The organism is Paenibacillus illinoisensis NBRC 15959 (assembly GCF_004000925.1).
Lineage (GTDB): Bacteria > Bacillota > Bacilli > Paenibacillales > Paenibacillaceae > Paenibacillus > Paenibacillus illinoisensis.
In genome coordinates this window covers 473,329-492,160 of the sequence record NZ_BIME01000001.1, presented here as the reverse complement: position 1 = coordinate 492,160, position 18,832 = coordinate 473,329, and the positions used below count along the sequence as shown (strand labels likewise).

Annotated in this window: 13 protein-coding genes; 8 read left to right on the top strand and 5 right to left on the bottom strand. The window is 48.7% G+C overall.

Annotation, left to right across the window (positions count from 1 at the left end; translation table 11 throughout):
* Window positions 1-29 precede the first annotated feature (29 nt).
* Together PIL01S_RS02005 and PIL01S_RS02000 are read left to right on the top strand one after the other, a co-directional pair.
* The gene (locus tag PIL01S_RS02005) at window positions 30-1,373 is read left to right on the top strand and encodes a dihydrolipoyl dehydrogenase family protein (protein ID WP_127536038.1); all 1,344 of its coding nucleotides are present in this window, start codon (window positions 30-32) and stop codon (window positions 1,371-1,373) included.
* A 29-nt stretch (window positions 1,374-1,402) separates the two neighbouring features.
* On the top strand, window positions 1,403-2,014 hold the full coding sequence (locus tag PIL01S_RS02000; RefSeq protein WP_127536037.1) for a DUF1349 domain-containing protein: 612 nt from the start codon (window positions 1,403-1,405) through the stop codon (window positions 2,012-2,014).
* A 181-nt stretch (window positions 2,015-2,195) separates the two neighbouring features.
* Here the strand turns inward: PIL01S_RS02000 and PIL01S_RS01995 are convergent, their stop codons facing one another.
* Complete coding sequence (locus PIL01S_RS01995) at window positions 2,196-2,648, bottom strand: SET domain-containing protein (RefSeq protein ID WP_127536036.1); 453 nt, start codon at window positions 2,646-2,648, stop codon at window positions 2,196-2,198.
* A gap of 160 nt (window positions 2,649-2,808) precedes the next feature.
* On the opposite strand from PIL01S_RS01995, the gene PIL01S_RS01990 reads away from it, so the two are divergent.
* From PIL01S_RS01990 to PIL01S_RS01970, 5 genes are all read left to right on the top strand, one after another.
* Window positions 2,809-4,365, top strand: a complete 1,557-nt coding sequence (locus tag PIL01S_RS01990) for an ABC-F family ATP-binding cassette domain-containing protein (protein WP_095287476.1) — start codon at window positions 2,809-2,811, stop codon at window positions 4,363-4,365.
* 487 nt (window positions 4,366-4,852) lie between these two features.
* A complete protein-coding gene (locus PIL01S_RS01985; RefSeq protein WP_127536035.1) occupies window positions 4,853-10,051 on the top strand; it encodes an S-layer homology domain-containing protein in 5,199 nt (1,732 codons plus the stop codon).
* Between the two features lie 252 nt (window positions 10,052-10,303).
* A complete protein-coding gene (locus PIL01S_RS01980) occupies window positions 10,304-12,139 on the top strand; it encodes an assimilatory sulfite reductase (NADPH) flavoprotein subunit (RefSeq protein WP_127536034.1) in 1,836 nt (611 codons plus the stop codon).
* Between the two features lie 50 nt (window positions 12,140-12,189).
* Window positions 12,190-13,911, top strand: a complete 1,722-nt coding sequence (gene cysI, locus PIL01S_RS01975; RefSeq protein WP_127536033.1) for an assimilatory sulfite reductase (NADPH) hemoprotein subunit — start codon at window positions 12,190-12,192, stop codon at window positions 13,909-13,911.
* A 288-nt stretch (window positions 13,912-14,199) separates the two neighbouring features.
* A complete protein-coding gene (locus PIL01S_RS01970; RefSeq protein ID WP_127536594.1) occupies window positions 14,200-14,916 on the top strand; it encodes a YebC/PmpR family DNA-binding transcriptional regulator in 717 nt (238 codons plus the stop codon).
* Between the two features lie 96 nt (window positions 14,917-15,012).
* Here PIL01S_RS01970 and PIL01S_RS01965 read toward each other — a convergent pair whose 3' ends face one another.
* From PIL01S_RS01965 to PIL01S_RS01950, 4 genes are all read right to left on the bottom strand, one after another.
* The gene (locus PIL01S_RS01965) at window positions 15,013-15,498 is read right to left on the bottom strand and encodes a DMT family transporter (protein ID WP_127536593.1); all 486 of its coding nucleotides are present in this window, start codon (window positions 15,496-15,498) and stop codon (window positions 15,013-15,015) included.
* Window positions 15,499-15,515: 17 nt separating this feature from the next.
* On the bottom strand, window positions 15,516-16,214 hold the full coding sequence (locus PIL01S_RS01960) for a Crp/Fnr family transcriptional regulator (protein WP_127536032.1): 699 nt from the start codon (window positions 16,212-16,214) through the stop codon (window positions 15,516-15,518).
* Window positions 16,215-16,260: 46 nt separating this feature from the next.
* Window positions 16,261-16,686 carry a DMT family transporter gene (locus PIL01S_RS01955; RefSeq protein ID WP_110822416.1) on the bottom strand — a complete coding sequence of 142 codons (426 nt, stop codon included), beginning with the start codon at window positions 16,684-16,686 and terminating at the stop codon, window positions 16,261-16,263.
* Between the two features lie 254 nt (window positions 16,687-16,940).
* Window positions 16,941-17,738: a Nif3-like dinuclear metal center hexameric protein gene (locus PIL01S_RS01950; RefSeq protein WP_127536031.1), complete on the bottom strand. Its 798-nt coding sequence runs from the start codon at window positions 17,736-17,738 to the stop codon at window positions 16,941-16,943.
* 419 nt (window positions 17,739-18,157) lie between these two features.
* Between PIL01S_RS01950 and PIL01S_RS01945 the strand changes: the two genes are divergently transcribed.
* A complete protein-coding gene (locus PIL01S_RS01945) occupies window positions 18,158-18,751 on the top strand; it encodes a biliverdin-producing heme oxygenase (protein WP_127536030.1) in 594 nt (197 codons plus the stop codon).
* Window positions 18,752-18,832 lie beyond the last annotated feature (81 nt).

Genomic DNA, 18,832 nt, shown 5'->3' with positions numbered 1-18,832 from the left:
ATGGGAAAAGAGAACAGGAGGGACAATTCATGACACATGTATACGATTTAATCGCAATAGGAACCGGAAGTGCAGCGAATTCAGTTGTATCTCGCTGTGCTGAAGCTGGTTGGAAAATAGCCGTGATTGATGAGCGTGAATTTGGCGGAACTTGCGCGCTGCGAGGCTGCGATCCGAAGAAAGTATTAGCGGGAGCTGCTCAACTGATCGACTGGAATGAACGAATGCTGGGGAAGGGTGTTCAGGGAAGAACGACCATAAACTGGCGGGAACTTATGGCCTTCAAACGAACATTTACGGAGAGCATTCCGAGAGCCAGCGAGGATAAATTCAAACAGGCCGGCATGGATACCTTCCATGGCAAGGCTTCTTTTGTAGATGAAGATCACATTCGTGTGGGAGATGAAGTTCTGCATGGAAAACATATTCTGATTGCAACAGGCGCGCAGCCTGCACCGCTCCCAATAGATGGCTCAGAGCATCTTCTTTACAGCGATGATTTTCTGGAACTGGAACAGCTTCCGAATCAACTGGTTTTGGTGGGCGGAGGTTACATTGCGTTTGAATTTGCTCACATCGCTGCAAGAGCAGGAAGCGAGGTGCACATTATCCACCGGGGAGAGCAGCCGCTGGAGCAGTTTGATCCGGAGCTTGTTGACTTGCTGGTTCGAAAATCGGAAGAGATCGGCATTCACGTTCATCTGAACGCGGAAGTGAAGTCCATTCGGAAACAGGGGGAGACCTTCGTGGTCGGTGGTACCCGGAACGGAGCCGATCATCAGTGGCATGGTGGAAGGGTCGTGCATGGAGCGGGACGTATCCCTAACGTGGATGGGTTGGAACTGGAAAAGGGGAAGGTCAGTTGTAGTGAGAGAGGTATTACCGTGAATGAGTATTTACAAAGCACCAGCAACCCCAAAGTATATGCAGCCGGTGACGTTGCTGCAACGAAGGGGCTTCCTCTAACGCCTCTTGCCGGTCAGGAATCACGGGCTGTCGCCATGAATCTGCTGAAGGGCAATCATACTAAGCCGAACTACAATGTTATGCCGTCCATCGTGTTTACCGTACCATCTCTTGGCTCTGTTGGTCTTAGCGTGGATCAAGCGCAGGAGGAAGGCTACGAGGTGAAGGTAAATGACATGTCGCAATGGTATACTTATAAACGGACAAATGAGAAGTATGCCATGGCCAAAGTGGTGATCGACAACGACTCAGGACGCATCCTGGGAGCCCATGTACTCGGCAGCGAGACCGAAGAGCTGATTAACCTGTTTGCCATGGCCATTCAGTTCGAACTGACAGCGGATCAGTTAAGCACCTTGAATTTTGCATATCCTACGGCTGCATCGGATTTGAGCTCTTTGATTTAACGTTTTAATTATGGGAGGGTGTTGAAAACATGTCTGCAGCACAATTTCTGGGTACATCAGATGCCAAATGGACCACTGAACCGGTTGCAACCCGTAAAGAGGGAGAACGTTTCATTGTGGAGGCACAGGAAGGCAGTGATTTTTGGGAGAACACGTTCTATGGATTCAGTCACCAAAATGGACATGCCCTTCTGTCGCCGTGGGACGGAAAAGAAGCCGTCGAGATTACGTTTGATCTAAGCTCTTTTACTGAACTTTATGATCAAGCAGGTTTAATGCTCTGGCACAGTCGTGAACAATGGATCAAGGCTGGAGTAGAAGTGAACGATGGGGTCGTTCATGTCGGCGCTGTAGTAACGGATCACTTCTCGGACTGGTCGCTATCTCCCGTTCCGGAATGGGGTGGACGTAAGGTTACCATTCGAGCTTCTTACCACAACGAAGCGGTAGTCATTCGGGCGCGTACGGACGAACATCCTTGGCGAACCATTCGGGTGGCGCGTTTTGCCTATCCGGTGGACAAGCAGGCGGGTCCGTTTCTGTGTTCACCCAAGCGTGCAGGGTTTGAGGTGGCATTCACGAAGTGGAGAACAACGACACCTGACGAGGATTTGCACACCGATCCTCCGATACTGGATTGAGAACGATAGCAACCGTTGAACGGTTCTTTCCATGCCTAACAAGCAAGTCCTTCCTGTGTGGAAGGCTTGCTTGTTTACGTTCTGGAGAAGGGAGCAGACAGAATGTTCAGCAGGAATTCCGCGAGATGTAACGCTGCGATTATTCTGTCTTGTCTCTGGATTACTCATTTTTACACCCAAATTACTTCGTTTCGTTGTTCTCACCATTCTCTTCGTTACGTTCCTCAGCTTCGTTCAGCTCACGCATCCGATCTTCATAATCGTCCAGGAACCATAACGGGTCCATGTTGTCTTCTTCGCCATTGTAATTGATCAGGATCTCTTCGCCCGCTTTGATATCTGTATAAGCATAGAAGTCAAATGTATGGTTTTCAAAGTTGATATCATAGGTTGCGTTGGGCTCGTACGAATGATTGATCAAGCTGCCGTATCCCAGCAAAATGGCGGTGTGGTTGGCACCGTACTCAAATACATAATCCTCCAGGATCGTTTTTTCGACATGTTCGTGGTCTTCGTTGGGATAAGGGACAACCGGGGCCTGATGGATCAATTGGCCTTTGGGAATATCCACTGTGGCAAAAACCCCTCGATTAAATTCGCCATCACCCAATTTGGATTGTTTTACTTCAATCATAATGTTCACCTGATGCTCGCTTGAGAGAGCTCCGTTCTATAGTAGTTTAAGGCCAAATTTTAACCGATTCATGCACATAAGGCAAATATGGCGTTGAGTTGTGCAGGTTATAACGATTATAATATACAGGAATGAAGTCTATATAGAAAAGGTGTCATGAATGAGCATATTAAATGTGGAAAAATTAAGTCACGGTTTTGGTGACCGTGCTATCTTTAACGATGTATCTTTCCGCCTGTTGAAAGGCGAGCACATTGGACTGATTGGGGCCAATGGTGAAGGTAAATCCACCTTCATGAACATTATTACTGGCAAGCTCCAGCCCGATGAGGGCAAAGTCGAGTGGTCCAAGCGCATGCGCGTGGGATATCTCGATCAGCATGCCGTGCTGAACAAGGGACAATCCATTCGTGATATCCTGCGCAGTGCGTTCCAATACCTGTTCGACATGGAGCAGGAAATGAACGAGATGTATGGCAAGATGGGAGACGTTACTCCCGAGGAACTGGAACAGCTGCTTGAGGATGTCGGGACCATCCAGGATACCCTGACCAACCAGGACTTTTATATGATTGATGCAAAAGTGGACGAGACTGCACGCGGTCTGGGTCTGACGGATATCGGTCTCGATAAGGACGTTAATGATCTGAGCGGTGGTCAACGGACCAAAGTGCTGCTCGCTAAGCTGTTGCTTGAAAAGCCGGATATTCTTCTCCTTGACGAGCCGACGAACTATCTGGATGAACAGCATATCGAATGGCTGAAGCGTTATTTGCAAGAGTATGAGAATGCATTTATTCTGATCTCGCATGATATTCCATTCCTGAACAGTGTCATTAACTTGATCTATCACATGGAAAATCAGGATCTGACCCGTTACGTGGGTGATTATGATCACTTCCAGGAAGTTTATGAAATGAAAAAGCAGCAGCTCGAATCGGCTTACAAGCGTCAGCAGCAGGAAATTGCCGATCTGAAGGATTTTGTTGCACGTAATAAGGCCAGTGTGGCGACACGCAACATGGCGATGTCCAGACAGAAGAAGCTCGACAAAATGGATGTGATTGAACTCGCCAAGGAGAAGCCGAAGCCACAGTTCAACTTCCGTGATGCCAGAACATCCGGCAAGCTTATTTTTGAAACCAAAGGGCTGGTGATCGGGTACAACGAGCCACTGTCCAGACCGCTGGATCTGCGTATGGAGCGTGGTCAGAAGATTGCACTCGTGGGTGCAAACGGAATCGGTAAAACCACCCTGATGCGCAGCATTTTGGGTGAAATTCCGGCCCTGGAAGGAACAGTTCAGCGCGGGGAGCATCTGGAGATCGGGTACTTCCAGCAGGAAATGAAGGATGCGAACTACAATACCTGTATCGAAGAGATCTGGCAGGAGTTCCCGTCCTATACACAATTCGAGGTTCGTGCTGCACTTGCGAAATGTGGACTGACTACGAAACACATTGAGAGTAAGGTTGCTGTACTGAGTGGTGGAGAAAAGGCTAAAGTGCGTCTGTGCAAACTGATCAACAACGAAACCAACCTGCTTGTACTCGACGAGCCGACGAACCATCTAGACGTGGATGCCAAGGATGAGCTGAAACGCGCGCTCAAAGCCTACAAAGGCAGCATTCTATTGATTTCGCACGAACCGGAATTCTATCGTGATGTTGTGACGGAAACATGGAACTGCGAATCGTGGACAACCAAAGTATTTTAAATTGATGTCGAAATGAAAAGATGAGACTTGTCGTAATCAGAGAATACATCCGTTCTGGCCCCGGCTAAATGGTGCCAAATGAGCACAATTGCGAACAAGCTCGAACCAATAATAAAGAACACGTATTTTGCTTCCGGAAGCAGGCAGGATGCGTGTTTTTTTGCGTGGTTCTGCGAAAAATGTTCGAGTGGTGATGCGGTTGACAGCGTCAATAAGGCGATAATATAATGCGAGAAAGCACTTACATTAACATGACATAAGCAACCTGTTTCACTACTTAGGGCAAAGAAGACACGGTAATCCGTATTGGGATCATTGCACTTAGCAGGGGAGACAGGTCTTTTTTTGCCCTCCAATGAAACCGATTTCATTTAATGGAGGAGGTGAAACGCCTTACCGCGCGCTGGATACACAGGTAATGCCGAATAACAGCACCGTGTTATCAGGACCGTGCTTTCATTTTCCGAGGCAAAGGAGAGAATGGATATTGGATAAAATCAGAAAGCCGCTCATATTCATGTTATCTGCTACGCTCGTGTTATCTTCCGGACCTTTGATGCTGCCAGGCAAGACATATGCTGATGCTTACAACATGCCTGGGACGCTGCTGCAGGACGATTTTTCTGATGGGGATTTCTCGGAATCACCCGCATGGAACGTAAGCTCAGGTCTATGGGAGGTAAGCTCAGATCCTACAGACGCATCGAACCAGACGCTTTTTCAGAGCGATACCGGGGAAGGCATCATCTCCACCGGCGACATCATGTCCGACATGACGGTGTCCATGCGCTTTTACACAGGAGATGGTCAGGGATATCCGGGAATGCTGCCGCGGTTTCAGGATAAGAGCAATTTTTATTATTTTCAAATGCAGGTTCCAGCCAATAAACTCGTCTTCTCCAAGCGGGTGAATGGAGCGGATACAACCTTAAAGTCAGTGGATTATTCTTTTGCCAAACACACATGGTATACCCTGGAAATAGTACTGTCAGGACCTTCCATTCGCGGGTACATCGTCGAAAACGGAGCAAATCGCTTGGTATTCGATCTGATCGATACGACATACAGTGCAGGCAGCATCGGCATACGAAATCGCTGGCAATCCGTTCATGCAGATGACGTAATCATCGCCGAGCCGCCGCCAGGAAACGATGCTGTGCTCTCAGCCGATAGGCAGACGTCATCCTCGGTCTCGCTGCAATGGACCGAGACAGCAGGTGCGACCAGCTATCGCCTGTATCGTTCCACCTCGCCTGAAGCGGGATATTCCCTGGTGGCGGATACCGAATCACTGGGTTATGTAGACGATGGTTTAATCACCGATACGGTCTATTATTACAAGCTCGCCTACGAATACGGGGGAATGACGGAGTCGTTATGGTCGGCACCGCTTGAGGTTCGGACAGCAGCTACCGCACCGCAGGCTCCAGGAGAATTGAAGGCTCTGGCCCTGAATACATCCAGTGTGAAATTGTCTTGGCCAGCTGTGGATAAGGCAACCGGATACCGTATCGTCCGTTCTGAGGCGGGCAGTGAGCAATATGAGCAGGTGTACGAAGGCCAGGAACTCAATTATACGGATCAAGGTCTTGCATCCGGCCAAGGCTACAGCTATCGGGTAACGGCTTACAATGCCGCCGGAGAGTCCGAATATACAGCTGCAGAGGTGACAACGTATTTGATGGATTCCCCCGCTGAATTTACCGTTTCGGACGTAACCAGTACGTCGATTACCCTGGGGTGGAATGCACTGCCCGGTTCCGAAGTGACGTATTCCGTATCCAGGGCCACCAGTGCAGGCGGTACGTATCAGGAGGTCTATAGCGGCAGTGCTAACACGTTTAACGATAGCGGCCTGACGATGGGCACAGGATATTATTATATTCTTCAGGCAACTGTGGATGGCGTTCCTTCTCCTGCATCTGCACCGCTGAGTGCTGCCACAATTCGCACGAGCTTTACACCGGGCCAGTTATGGCCGGATCTGGATGGCAAGCCTATCGATGCACATGGGGCTGGCTTTTTCTACGATGAGCAGACAGAAAAGTACTACTGGTATGGGGAATATCATACGGGAGGATGGCCAGCCGTTGGCATCCGTGTGTATTCATCGACAGATCTGCTGAACTGGACGGATGAAGGCATGGCACTCACGATGATTCAATCCATGGATGATTTCGAAACGGATCCGTTAATTTCCGAATTGTACGTGGGACGTGAAGACAAGGTGGACATCTGGGCGGATATCCGCAGAGGGCGGATCATTGAACGACCGAAGGTCATCTATAACGACAAAACGAAAAAGTACGTCATGTGGGCTCATATGGATGGAGACAAGGATCCCTACAACGATAATGCTAATTACGGAAAGGCGCAGGCGGGTTATGCCATTAGCGATTCGCCTACAGGACCGTTCGTTTACCAGAAGAGCTATCGGATGGATAGAGCCCCGGAAGGGGAGAAAGATTACTTCCCAAGCGATCGGGGCATGGCGCGTGACATGACTTTGTTCAAGGACGAGGATGGTACCGGATATCTCATCTACTCCAGCGAGGAAAACCTGACACTGTATATCTCCAAACTGAACGAAGATTACAGTGATGTTACAGGCTGGCATAAGCAAGGTCTCACGGATGAGAAAAGCAATCCAGTGCGAGATGCTACGTATCAGGCGGAATACGGCGTTGATTACGTCAGAGTATTCCCGGGTGGACAACGCGAGGCACCCGCCATGTTCAAATATCAAGGCAAATATTACATTTTGACCTCCGGTGCATCAGGATGGTCCCCGAACGAAAACAAGGTAACTGTGGCGGATAACATTTTTGGTCCATGGTCCACGATGACGAATCCATTCATACGTACGCTGCCGAGCGATCCTGATCCAGGCAAGGCATTCGGCACGCAGACTACATCGGTCATTCCTGTTGACCCGGAAAAAGGGAAATTCATTTACGTGGGGGATACGTGGAACGGGGGCAACTTCTCGAATGATGGTGCAAAATATGTGTTCTTACCGATTGAGTTCGGCATTGGATCTGACATCGCAATAAAATGGTATGACAGCTGGAGACCGGATCTGCTGAATTCAATGGGCAAAGTGGACATCGCTGATCCGCTGCCTGAGGCCGTGCCTCTGGGGAAAGTGCCTTCTCTGCCAACAACGGTTAATGTGCGGGATGGAGGGTCGCTTGTGCCAACACCAGCAGTATGGACGGTGGATAACCGGGCGATGACTGCAGGGGATTTTGCCAAACCGGGACCGATTACGCTGCAGGTAACGACACCGGAGTACGGCAACAAGAAACAGGCGGTCCGTGTATATGTCATACCGGAGAACGCGCTCTATTTCGTGAACAGTGGCGGCTACGAAACGAGTGATTACAAGCTTATGGGTGCATATATGAAAGGTTCGCTAGCCAATCCGAGAACGGCGGACCAGATGTATGCGCCGGCGGAAGGACGAAACTGGGGTTATGTTAGTGCGGATGCACTACCATCCGGTTCAGCTGGCGGGGATATCTACTCCACCGTACGCTATTTGAACGGCGGCAATGTGAGCAATTCACCCAAGGGCAGCGATCTCACCTACACCTTTGAAGTGCCGAATGGAACTTATGATGTGTACGCAGGATTTAACGATCCGTGGACCAATACGTCCCGCAGAGCAAACTTCCTGATTAACGGCAATAACACGGGTCCGGTGACGTATACGCCTGCTAATGTCAGAGCTCATACAGGTATTGCGGTTACGGAGAATAAGCTTGAACTGACGGTGCGTAATACGGCATCACAGGACCCGTTGATTAGCTGGATCGTGATCGCCAAGCCGGGTGCAGTTCCACCGATGGACAACACGGCCGGGCTGAATGCTGAAATAGCGGATGCAACGAGTGCTTCGATTCGCTGGGATGCTCAGCTAGGTGCGGCAAGCTACAAGCTCTACCGTTCGAACATGGAACAGGGTGAGTATAATGTCGTTTACAGCGGCAGTCTGCGGGAATACATCGACAGCGGGCTGCGTCTTGGCACCGATTACTATTACAAATTGGAGGCCTTTGACGCGTCGGGGCGTACCATTCATGGTTTATCTACTGCTTATCTAGTGCGTACCGCTGAAGAGACCGCTGCTGATGTGGCTGCACGCATTACAACCTTGGAGGAGCCTTCTGCAGGTGCCAAGCAGTTAAAACTACCGGTCGTACCGCAAGGCTTTATAGTAAAGATCGCTGCAAGCTCGTTACCATCCGTCATTCAAATCGATGGAACAATCGTGCCGCCATCCAAGGAAACTGCGGTGAGATTGGAACTGGAGGTTACTCGAACCTCGGATGAAAGCAAAGCCTTGACCCAGCCGTTAACGGTGTACGTACCAGCGTATACGCCTTCCCCGGGCGGATCCGGCTCCGATGGTTCAGGTGGAAATTCTAACGGAGGCTCGAGCAATTCCGGAGGACAACCGGGGTCTGGTACTCCAACACCAGGGAATTCTTCGCCAAAACCTGAACCACAAAAGGATCGTTCCATTCTTGAGTTACAAGGGGTGGCAGATAAGGATGGGGTCGTGCAGACGAAAGTAGATGCTTCTGTAATCCAAGAAGCCTTCCAAGCTGCACCTTCTACGGGTAAAGTCCTCCGTCAGGTCGAACTTCGGCAGAAGCCAGTCTCAGGGGCAAGCACTTATGAATTGACACTGCCAGCCTCGGCATTGGCGGATCAAGGCGAATCGCGTGTGTTCCATATCGTTACGGAACTGGGAACACTAGAACTTCCTGCGACGCTGTCAACAGAAGACTTGGCAGGCCACGAACTGGCTAAGGTGCGATTCATCCGCATGGAGCTGCCCAAAACAGTCGCCGATCAACTTGGAACGAAGCATGGAGTACGCCTTGAACTCGTTTTGGATGGCGATGCTTGGCCAGAAACACATGAGCTGAATCTTCACCTGCCTTACCAAACGCTGCAAGGTGCAGAGCGAGATAGAATCGTTGCGTTCTCGTGGAATGCGAACCATGTGGCAGCCCCGTTGCCGCAAAGCCGTTACGATCAAGAGAAGAGGGAGGTAGCATTCTCCGCAGCGTCGGCAGCAGGAAATTATGCAGCCGTATCTGTACAGCAGGAATTCGCAGATATTGCCGAGGTGCCATGGGCCAAGAATGCATTGGAGGCACTGGCTGTCCGCGGCGTCATGGATGCAACTGAAAACGGCAGCGAACGTCAATTACATCCGAAACAGGAGATGACGCGCGGTCAATACGTGCAGTGGCTGACTATGGCACTCGGCTTGAATGGCGCGCCTGGCATTCCGTTCTCGGATGTAAGTTCTGACGCTTCGTACTACGAAGCAGTTAATGCCGCTCGCTCGCTTGGCATTACTGGCGGCACGGGAGATGGGCGCTTTAAGCCTGAAGACACCATCACCCGTCAGGAAATGATGACGCTAACGGTAAGAGCTCTGGAGGTAGCAGGGCTGGTCGAACTTGAATCGGCTTCCACGGATAGCCTTGCTCGCTTCCGCGATGCTTCTGCAATCCGTTCATATGCCCGGGACAGTGTGGCCATTTTAGTGGATCTTGGTATCGTTAGCGGGTACAACGACGAGGTCAAGCCGCTTGCCGAAGCGACCCGTGCTGAATCGGCTGCGCTTGTGTACGCCATGATGGACAAATTGGTGTGGCCTAACTGACGGAAACAATATAACGAAGTAGGAGAAAAAGGCTTACTAAGACCTGGATTGAAGGTCTTAGTAAGTCTTTTTTGCATGACCATAGATGGAGTGAGTTCGTACATATTGTTCCTTTATCAGCGAAACTGATAAATGTTATAAAATGATTGAAATTGACCCCCAACACCCGGTGTGTTAGGTTCTAGAGAGTAGAAATAAATTTGATCATTTTAGTAGGAATTAAAATTGAAGCAATGCGCGAGGTGGCAAATGGTGGAACTTCAAGTGACAAACAGCCCTTTTAATCAGGAACAGGTTGAGCTGCTCAACCGTCTTATTCCTACATTGAACGATTCACAAAAGACTTGGCTTAGCGGATATTTAACAGCTATTCAGGGGATCGCAGCAGTAGCGGCCGGAACAGGTGCAGCATCAAATGTACAAGCGGAAGCGGTATCGGCTGTCAGTGTACCCCCGGCTTCCCGGGAAGTAACGGTACTCTACGGATCCCAAACAGGGAATTCCAGCGGATTATCCAAGAAGCTGGCTAAGAAATTGGAAGAGCAAGGTCTTCAGGTGACGTTATCATCAATGGGAGATTTCAAACCGAACGGACTGAAAAAAATTGAGAATCTGCTCATTGTTGTCAGTACTCATGGTGAAGGCGAGCCGCCGGATAATGCGATTCCGCTTCATGAGTTCCTGAACAGCAAACGCGCTCCGAAGCTTGATGGATTAAAATATTCCGTGCTGGCGCTGGGAGATACGTCGTATGAGTTCTTCTGCCAAACTGGCAAGGATTTCGACCAGCGTCTGCAGGAGCTTGGTGGTACTCCAATTGTTCCTCGTGTAGACTGTGACGTTGATTTTGACGAAGCGGCAGCGGAATGGATGAATGACGTTCTGGCCTCCCTTAGCAGCACGCCAGCGACTGCGGGCACCCTATCCAGCGAAGCTGTTGTCGCTGCGGTGAGTGGCGGGGAATCTGAATACAATCGGACCAATCCATTCAAGGCAGAAGTGCTGGAGAATCTTAATCTGAACGGCAGGGGATCAGATCGGGAGACTCGTCATATCGAATTGTCTCTGGAAGGTTCCAATCTCGATTACGAGCCGGGAGACAGCCTGGGCGTATTCCCGGAAAATCATCCTCGCCTGGTATATGAGCTGATTGCAGCCATGGGATGGAATGCCGATGAACGTGTAACGGTGAACAAATCCGGTGAGCAGGTATCGGTATATGAAGCGTTACTGCGCTATTTCGAAATTACCGCTGTGACCAAACCTGTGGTCCAGGAGCTTGCAAAACTAAGTCCCGACAGTGGACTTGCCGATTTGCTCGCAAATGATGCCGAGTTCCGCAATGTTATGAACAGCTGCGATCTGCTGGATCTGGTACAGGATTATAATCTGAAGGGCATACCCGCCGGAGAATTTGTTGCCGTTCTTCGTAAAATCCCTGCACGTTTATATTCCATCGCCAGCAGTTCGAAGTCATTCCCGGATGAAGTACATCTTACGGTGCGTACGGTGCGTTACGAAGCGCGCGGAAGAGAACGTTATGGAGTTTGTTCAGTTCATCTGGCAGAGCGGATTGAGGCAGGTGACAGCCTGCCCGTGTACATTCAGCATAATCCGAACTTCAAATTGCCGGAGAACCCGGATGCCCCAATCATCATGATTGGGCCTGGAACAGGAGTAGCCCCATTCAGATCGTTCCTGGGTGAGCGTGAAGAAACGGGAGCACAGGGCAAAACGTGGTTGTTTTACGGGGATCAACATTTCCTCACGGATTTCCTATATCAAACGGAATGGCAGCGCTGGCTCAAAGACGGCGTGCTCACCAAGATGGATGTGGCCTTCTCTCGGGATACGGAGCATAAGGTATATGTTCAGCATCGGATGCTGGAGAATAGCAAAGAGCTTTATCAATGGCTTCAGGAAGGCGCAGTTATCTATGTGTGCGGTGATGAGAAGAAAATGGCGCATGATGTTCATGGCGCACTTGCTACCATTCTTGAACAAGAGGGCGGTTTGACTTCTGAGCAGGCCTCGGAGTATCTGACTAGGTTGCAACAGGAAAAACGTTATCAGCGGGACGTGTATTAATTCGGAAATATCGGATGAAGGCACCCGCAGAGACGAGAGGAGAAAGCAGCATGGCTTATAATAACTTACTGAATCCACAGCGCGCAAATAGTGATGTGGAAGATATAAAGATCAAAAGTGATTACTTGCGCGGCAGTCTCACTGAAACGCTGGCGGACCGCATTAGCGGTTCGATTCCGGAGGATGACAACCGGTTGATGAAGCATCACGGAAGCTATATGCAGGATGACCGTGATCTGCGCAACGAACGAAACAAGTCGAAGCTTGAGCCTGCTTACCAGTTCATGCTGCGTGTACGAGCTTCGGGCGGAATTGTAACTCCTGAGCAATGGCTCATGATGGACCGAGTCGCCCATAAATATGCGAACGGAACCATTCGTTTGACTACACGTCAGTCTTTCCAGCTTCATGGTGTATTGAAATGGGACCTCAAAAACACGATTCGTGAAGTGAACGATTCCCTGCTGAGCACACTTGCGGCGTGTGGAGATGTGAACCGGAACGTGATGTGTAATCCGAACCCGAATCAGTCCGATGTGCACGCAGAAGTATATGAGTGGGCTTGTCAGGTGAGTAACCACCTGGATCCGCGTACTCGGGCATATCATGAGTTGTGGCTGGATGGGGAGAAAGTGATCGATACCGGAGCGAGTGACGAGGAAGTGGAACCTATCTACGGCAAAGTATATCTGCCGCGGAAGTTCAAGATTGGGATTGCGGTTCCTCCATCGAATGATGTCGATGTGTTTTCCCAGGATCTCGGGTTTATCGCCATCGTCGAGAACGGCAAGCTTCAGGGATTCAACGTGTCGGTAGGCGGCGGAATGGGGATGTCGCATGGTGATCCGAAGACGTATCCACAAGTGTCCAAAGTCATCGGCTTCTGCACACCGGAGCAAATGATTGATGTTGCGGAGAAAACGGTCACGATTCAGCGGGACTATGGAGATCGTGCAGTACGGAAGCATGCACGCTTCAAATATACCATCGATGACCGCGGGCTCGCCTGGTTCGTGGAGGAATTGACAAACCGCCTGGGCTGGAGCTTGGAAGCAGCACGTGCTTACCATTTTGATCATAACGGAGATCGTTACGGCTGGGTCAAAGGCAGCAATGGCAGATGGCATTATACGTTGTTTATCCAAAACGGACGGGTAAAAGATATCGACGGATATCCGCTTATGACGGGATTGCGCGAAATTGCCAAGATTCATAGTGGCGATTTCCGGCTGACAGCCAACCAAAACCTGATTATCGGGGACATCAGCAGTCAGAAGAAGAAAAAAATCGAAGCGCTGATTCAGCAGTATAATCTTACGGATGGTGCTCATTATTCTGCACTGCGCCGAAGCTCCATGGCGTGTGTGGCACTGCCAACCTGTGGTCTTGCCATGGCAGAGTCCGAGCGCTACCTGCCGTCCCTGATCGACAAGCTGGAACCAGTTCTGGATGAAGCAGGGCTGAGAGACGAAGAGATCGTCATTCGCATGACGGGATGCCCTAACGGGTGTGCACGTCCAATGCTCGCCGAGATTTCGTTTATTGGGAAGGCTCCGGGCAAATACAATATGTATCTGGGTGGCAGCTTTACGGGTCATCGTCTGAACAAGCTTTATAAAGAAAATATTGGTGAAGCAGAGATTCTGGATACGTTGACTCCAATGGTGCATCAGTATGCGAGAGAACGTCATGAAGGGGAACATTTCGGTGATTTTGTTATTCGTGCCGGTTATGTGCCTGAAGTGCTGGACGGCCAGCAGTTTCATGCCTGATTGAATTGCGTTCGTTAGAAGAGCATTCCTGTGGGAATGCTCTTTGTGCTAGATTCGTTGATTGAACTGGTATTCGGCGAGGCTCGTCATACTATAGGAACTGAAGCATATTTGGGTGATAGCGAGAAGGTTAATGAAAGGTCAAATGATGTTTCAGGCTGCATCTGACGACCGTTTGCTATGAAACATTACCATTATTTCGTCATACTGAACTTGTTGAAGCAGTCTCAACAAGATATAATAACTAGGTAGAATGCAGATTACATGTTGAAAGTGAGCGGAAACGATATGGGTCGTAAGTGGAATAATATTAAGGAAAAAAAAGCTTCAAAAGATGCAAATACAAGCCGGGTTTATGCCAAGTTCGGCGTTGAGATTTATGTAGCTGCCAAGAAGGGTGAACCAGACCCGGAGGCAAACCGCGCGCTGAAAGTCGTGCTGGAACGTGCGAAAACGTATAATGTACCAAAAGCGATTATCGATCGTGCGATGGAAAAGGCCAAAGGCAGCGGGGACGAGAACTATGAAGAGCTGCGTTATGAAGGCTTCGGACCGAATGGTGCGATGGTCATCGTGGATGCACTCACCAACAATGTGAACCGGACTGCGCCTGAAGTTCGCTCCGCGTTCAACAAAAACGGCGGGAACATGGGTGTCAGCGGTTCGGTTGCTTACATGTTTGATCCAACTGCGGTCATCGGAGTAGAAGGCAAAAACGCTGAAGAAGTGCTGGAAATCCTGCTCGAAGCAGACGTTGATGTGCGGGATATCGTGGATGAGGATGAAGCCGTGATCGTATACGCGGAGCCAGACCAATTCCATGCCGTACAGGAAGCTTTCAAAGCTGCTGGTGTTACCGAGTTCACTGTAGCCGAGCTGACCATGCTGGCACAAAATCATATTGAACTTCCCGAGGATGCACAGGCTCAATTCGAAAAATTGATTGATGCCCTGGAAGACCTTGAAGATGTTCAGCAAGTGTACCACAACGTAGAGTTTGTATAAGATTACTTGCATACTTGCCTATTGCTTATGCCTATAAGAAAAAGAGTGTCTAATCCATCTTGATGATGGCAAGACACTCTTTTTTTGCATGTGTAATTAAGAATCGGACCGCAGAGCTCGACGAGGTTTCTCCGCTGTATTGTTTTTACTGCCGCCAAATTTGAACAGTACAATTCCTCCCACGATTACAAGCACCCCGAGCAGCTGATTCCAGGAGAAGGGGATCTTCTCCAGCCCAAGCCAACCCATCGAATCAAACAAGAGAGCAAAACTCAGCTGGGAGGTCAGGACAATGGATATGGCAAAGGTAGGCCCGAGCAGCTTCATTCCCTGAACGAGACAGAATACGACGCCTACCCCGATAGCACCACTAACCCAATACCATGGCTGCATATGCTGAAAGCTGAACGTGTTTTTGCCTTCTACCAGTATTGAAATCAGGAACGATGCAAGAAATCCTGTGAAAAGAACCATGGTTGTCGTGGACCATGACCCGGTCTTTTCATTGACTTTACTATTAAAAACGGTTTGCAGACTGACGAGTGAACCTGCAAGTAATGCGAGCAAAATACCCGTAACAATCATTAGCTGTAATCTCCTTATTCATAGATGTTGTGACCTGCAATTTGACGCAAACCGGCTCGATCCTTGACCTGAATAAAACCTTGGTTGCGTTCAATGAACCCGTCTGTACACAGCTTCTGAATGACCCGGTTTAGATGCCGGTAGCTTGTGCCGATCAGATTGGCAATGTCCGTCAGATTGAATGAATCCAGCCCCTCATGTACGACGGCACCCGCCTCCTCGGTGGAGATGGACAGGAGGTAGCTGGCTAACCGTACCTCAACCGGGTACATCAGGTTGAAGCTTGAGAAGTTTGAATCGATGTAGAACTTATGAGAAATGATCTTTAGCAAAAATTTAAGCAAAGGGGCATAGTCGCCTGCATGTTCGACCAGGTGCCGGTAGTGGATACGCAGCATGACGACAGGTGTGACAGCCTGCACGGTATTAATGATAGGGCTTTCCCGGACATACTCCACGTCCCCAACAACTTCAAGTGGGGTTTTGAAGCAGAGCACGAGTGTTTTATCCTGGGCGGACGTCGTAAAAATCTTGATCTTGCCTTCTACCAGTACATATAAGTATTCGGATGCTTCACCTTGGCGGCAGATCAATTCACATTTTTCAAAATGACATACGGTCATCAAAGGACGCAGGGGTTCGGGAAATACGGTTTCGAGCTGGTACTGCTTCAAGTAGTATAACAATTGATTTTCATCATGGATTTCTTCCATAAAGTACTTCGCCCCCGACCTGTTCTTGTGCAAACTAAAAAAGAAACTACAGTTTCATAATAATAACACCCGTAATCATGAGTGCTATGCCTAGAAATTGCGGCAGCTTCATCTTCTGCTTCACGACACCAAACCACCCGTTGCTGTCGACCAGAAAAGTCAGGAACAGCTGTGCAATCAGCAGGGCAGAGATCGTGAAGGTTACCCCAATTTGTTGAATGGCAGACACTTCACTGAAAATAATAACCGCACCGAAAGCTCCTCCAGCGAGATATAGCGGTTTGACTTGTTTTAATCCCTGAAGATTGACATCACGGACAAACATCAGAATGATGGCTGCCAAGATAAAGCCGGTAAACTGTGTAATGGTGGCGGCTTGCCATGTACCCATGTCCGTACTAATCCGAGTGTTGGCCACACCTTGCAGCGTAATGCAGGCACCGCCAAGTAATGCAAAAATAATTCCTTTCATGCTGTACGCTCCTTATCACTGTGTTACTTCGACTTCTATTAAATGATAGAAGTGCCCCGATCGCCAAGGACAAATGTCCTGAACTCCAAAACCATAGCCATCAGCGTACAACATTGGAGCATAAAAATCCACATGTGAGCGAAGTGGAGGTCGTACAATCTAAACTTAATCAATCAGAGAGCAACTAAGGATTTTTTGAAGAAAAATAAAAAGAAGCCCTCTTCGTCAGAGGGCAGCGATCAAGCCAAAATCAATTAAAGCACGTTATATACAGGCTGTTCTCCAACAAAAGTCACAGGCAATTCAGGATAGGCTTGATCTAGCTTCATGGCAAGGAGTTTCATCCCGGAAGACTCGCTTTCGGCGTGTCCGATCATGATAAGAGCCTGCTGCCTGCCTTGCTGTACAGCATCACGTATGTATTCCGGTGTTTCCCATTCGAAGCCCTCGCCTGCGATAATCAGGTTCAATCGTTCGTTATGCAGCAGGGGGATGGTTAGATTCCCATTACCGCGAAAACCAACCAATACCGCTGCACGCTGGCAAGTCATCTCTAAGTTACCGGCAACGCGCACATATTCAATTTGAAGTGTTTGTTTGATATATTCTGCAATTTGTTGAACTGTCATACCCGTATCAAAGGAAAGAATATCTGCTTCCGGCTTCCTTTTCTCAAGGAAGGATGTCCATCCCAATGCTTGAACTAAACCTTCGGCGATGCCGTCGGGTTGAACTTGGTGAATGGAATCATGGCAGCGGTAAATGGCAATTCCGGCTTCATCAATGAAGTTGCGCTTTGTCTGATAGACAGGATCTCCGGTTAGCCAATCCGTATGACTATGGTGGTTATAGAAGGGCGGCTCATGGGCGATGATCAGATTGGCTCCCTGTTGAACCGCACGTTCAATGACCTGCTGAGTGGGCATAAATGCAACAACGATGCCCGAGACGAGTTGATCCATCGATCCGCTAATTAACTGATCCACGGTGTTATCCCGCAATTCTACATGAGCAGTCAAATGATCGATAATTTCTTGAACACGTACCTCCATGAATACGATACCTCCAGTGAAAGAATATATCCTCAGTGTATCATTTTGATGAAATTCCAGCATTAACCATTGTAACGTGCTGCTAAATAACGGGTGGTGTATTTCACTGCTAGAATGACAATGTTAATAGCGGAAATAAATTAATGGTGGCTTCCGGCAAACATGATGTTAGGGGTCTTTTCACATCGTAATACAACGAGAATGGACTACAGATATGAGGGAGGACGTACATTAACAACCTTATAAAACGTTCTAAAAGTATCAGTACGGGGTACAAGTAGTTTTCTTCTGCGAGAAAAAGTATACTTACATAGAATCTTTATCTGGATTAATGAAGGCATCTTTTTTAACATGCACTAAACATGCGGTTTTCGTTTGGTTTTAATCTTGATGAAGGAAGTAGAGAAAGGTGTGATTACATGACAGCCAGTACCATTATGGAACGTCTAAAGAGTGAGACTGCTCACTATCACAGACAAGTGGAACAGAACGACTATGCGAAGGCTATTATGAATCAAACCGTGAGCTTAGAAGAGTATAAGGAATATCTAGAGAAATTTTACGGTTTCTTAAAACCACTGGAAGAACATGCTCTGCAGCAGCCGTTTTGGGAGAATACAGGACTTGATTACGGAATCCGGGGCAAAGCCATTTTGCTTGAAAACGACCTGCGTAATTTAGGTTCCAGTGATGACGATATCAAGCGGCTGCCAAGATGTGAGGAATTGCCGGATATATCTTCGCCTGCACGATTGTTCGGGTATCTGTACGTCATTGAAGGGTCTACTAACGGAGGGCAGATCATAACCAAACGTCTCTCTCAGTTTTTGCCGATTGAAGCGGGTCGCGGACTTGAATATTTCAACGCTTATGGTTCGGAAACCAGAACAAGATGGGCCGAATTCATGGCGCAGCTGGTTCAATTCGCTCACAGCGAGGAAGATCAAAATGAAATGGTTCATACGGCTTCGGAAACTTTCAGGCTGCTTGACCAATGGATAAATACAAAATGAGATATATAAACTTGTAATTAGCGAGTACTTGTAATGAAAGAATCCTTTTAAATTTATATATTGGAATATCATGAGAGGGGT

What these genes read in the sequence shown, in the direction of transcription:
- PIL01S_RS02005 (WP_127536038.1), top strand. Translation starts at nt 30, where the DNA reads ATGACACATGTATACGATTTAATCGCAATAGGAACCGGAAGTGCAGCG.
- PIL01S_RS02000 (WP_127536037.1), top strand. Translation starts at nt 1,403, where the DNA reads ATGTCTGCAGCACAATTTCTGGGTACATCAGATGCCAAATGGACCACT.
- PIL01S_RS01995 (WP_127536036.1), bottom strand. Translation starts at nt 2,648, where the DNA reads ATGATTGAAGTAAAACAATCCAAATTGGGTGATGGCGAATTTAATCGA.
- PIL01S_RS01990 (WP_095287476.1), top strand. Translation starts at nt 2,809, where the DNA reads ATGAGCATATTAAATGTGGAAAAATTAAGTCACGGTTTTGGTGACCGT.
- cysI (WP_127536033.1), top strand. Translation starts at nt 12,190, where the DNA reads ATGGCTTATAATAACTTACTGAATCCACAGCGCGCAAATAGTGATGTG.
- PIL01S_RS01970 (WP_127536594.1), top strand. Translation starts at nt 14,200, where the DNA reads ATGGGTCGTAAGTGGAATAATATTAAGGAAAAAAAAGCTTCAAAAGAT.
- PIL01S_RS01960 (WP_127536032.1), bottom strand. Translation starts at nt 16,214, where the DNA reads ATGGAAGAAATCCATGATGAAAATCAATTGTTATACTACTTGAAGCAG.
- PIL01S_RS01955 (WP_110822416.1), bottom strand. Translation starts at nt 16,686, where the DNA reads ATGAAAGGAATTATTTTTGCATTACTTGGCGGTGCCTGCATTACGCTG.
- PIL01S_RS01950 (WP_127536031.1), bottom strand. Translation starts at nt 17,738, where the DNA reads ATGGAGGTACGTGTTCAAGAAATTATCGATCATTTGACTGCTCATGTA.
- PIL01S_RS01945 (WP_127536030.1), top strand. Translation starts at nt 18,158, where the DNA reads ATGACAGCCAGTACCATTATGGAACGTCTAAAGAGTGAGACTGCTCAC.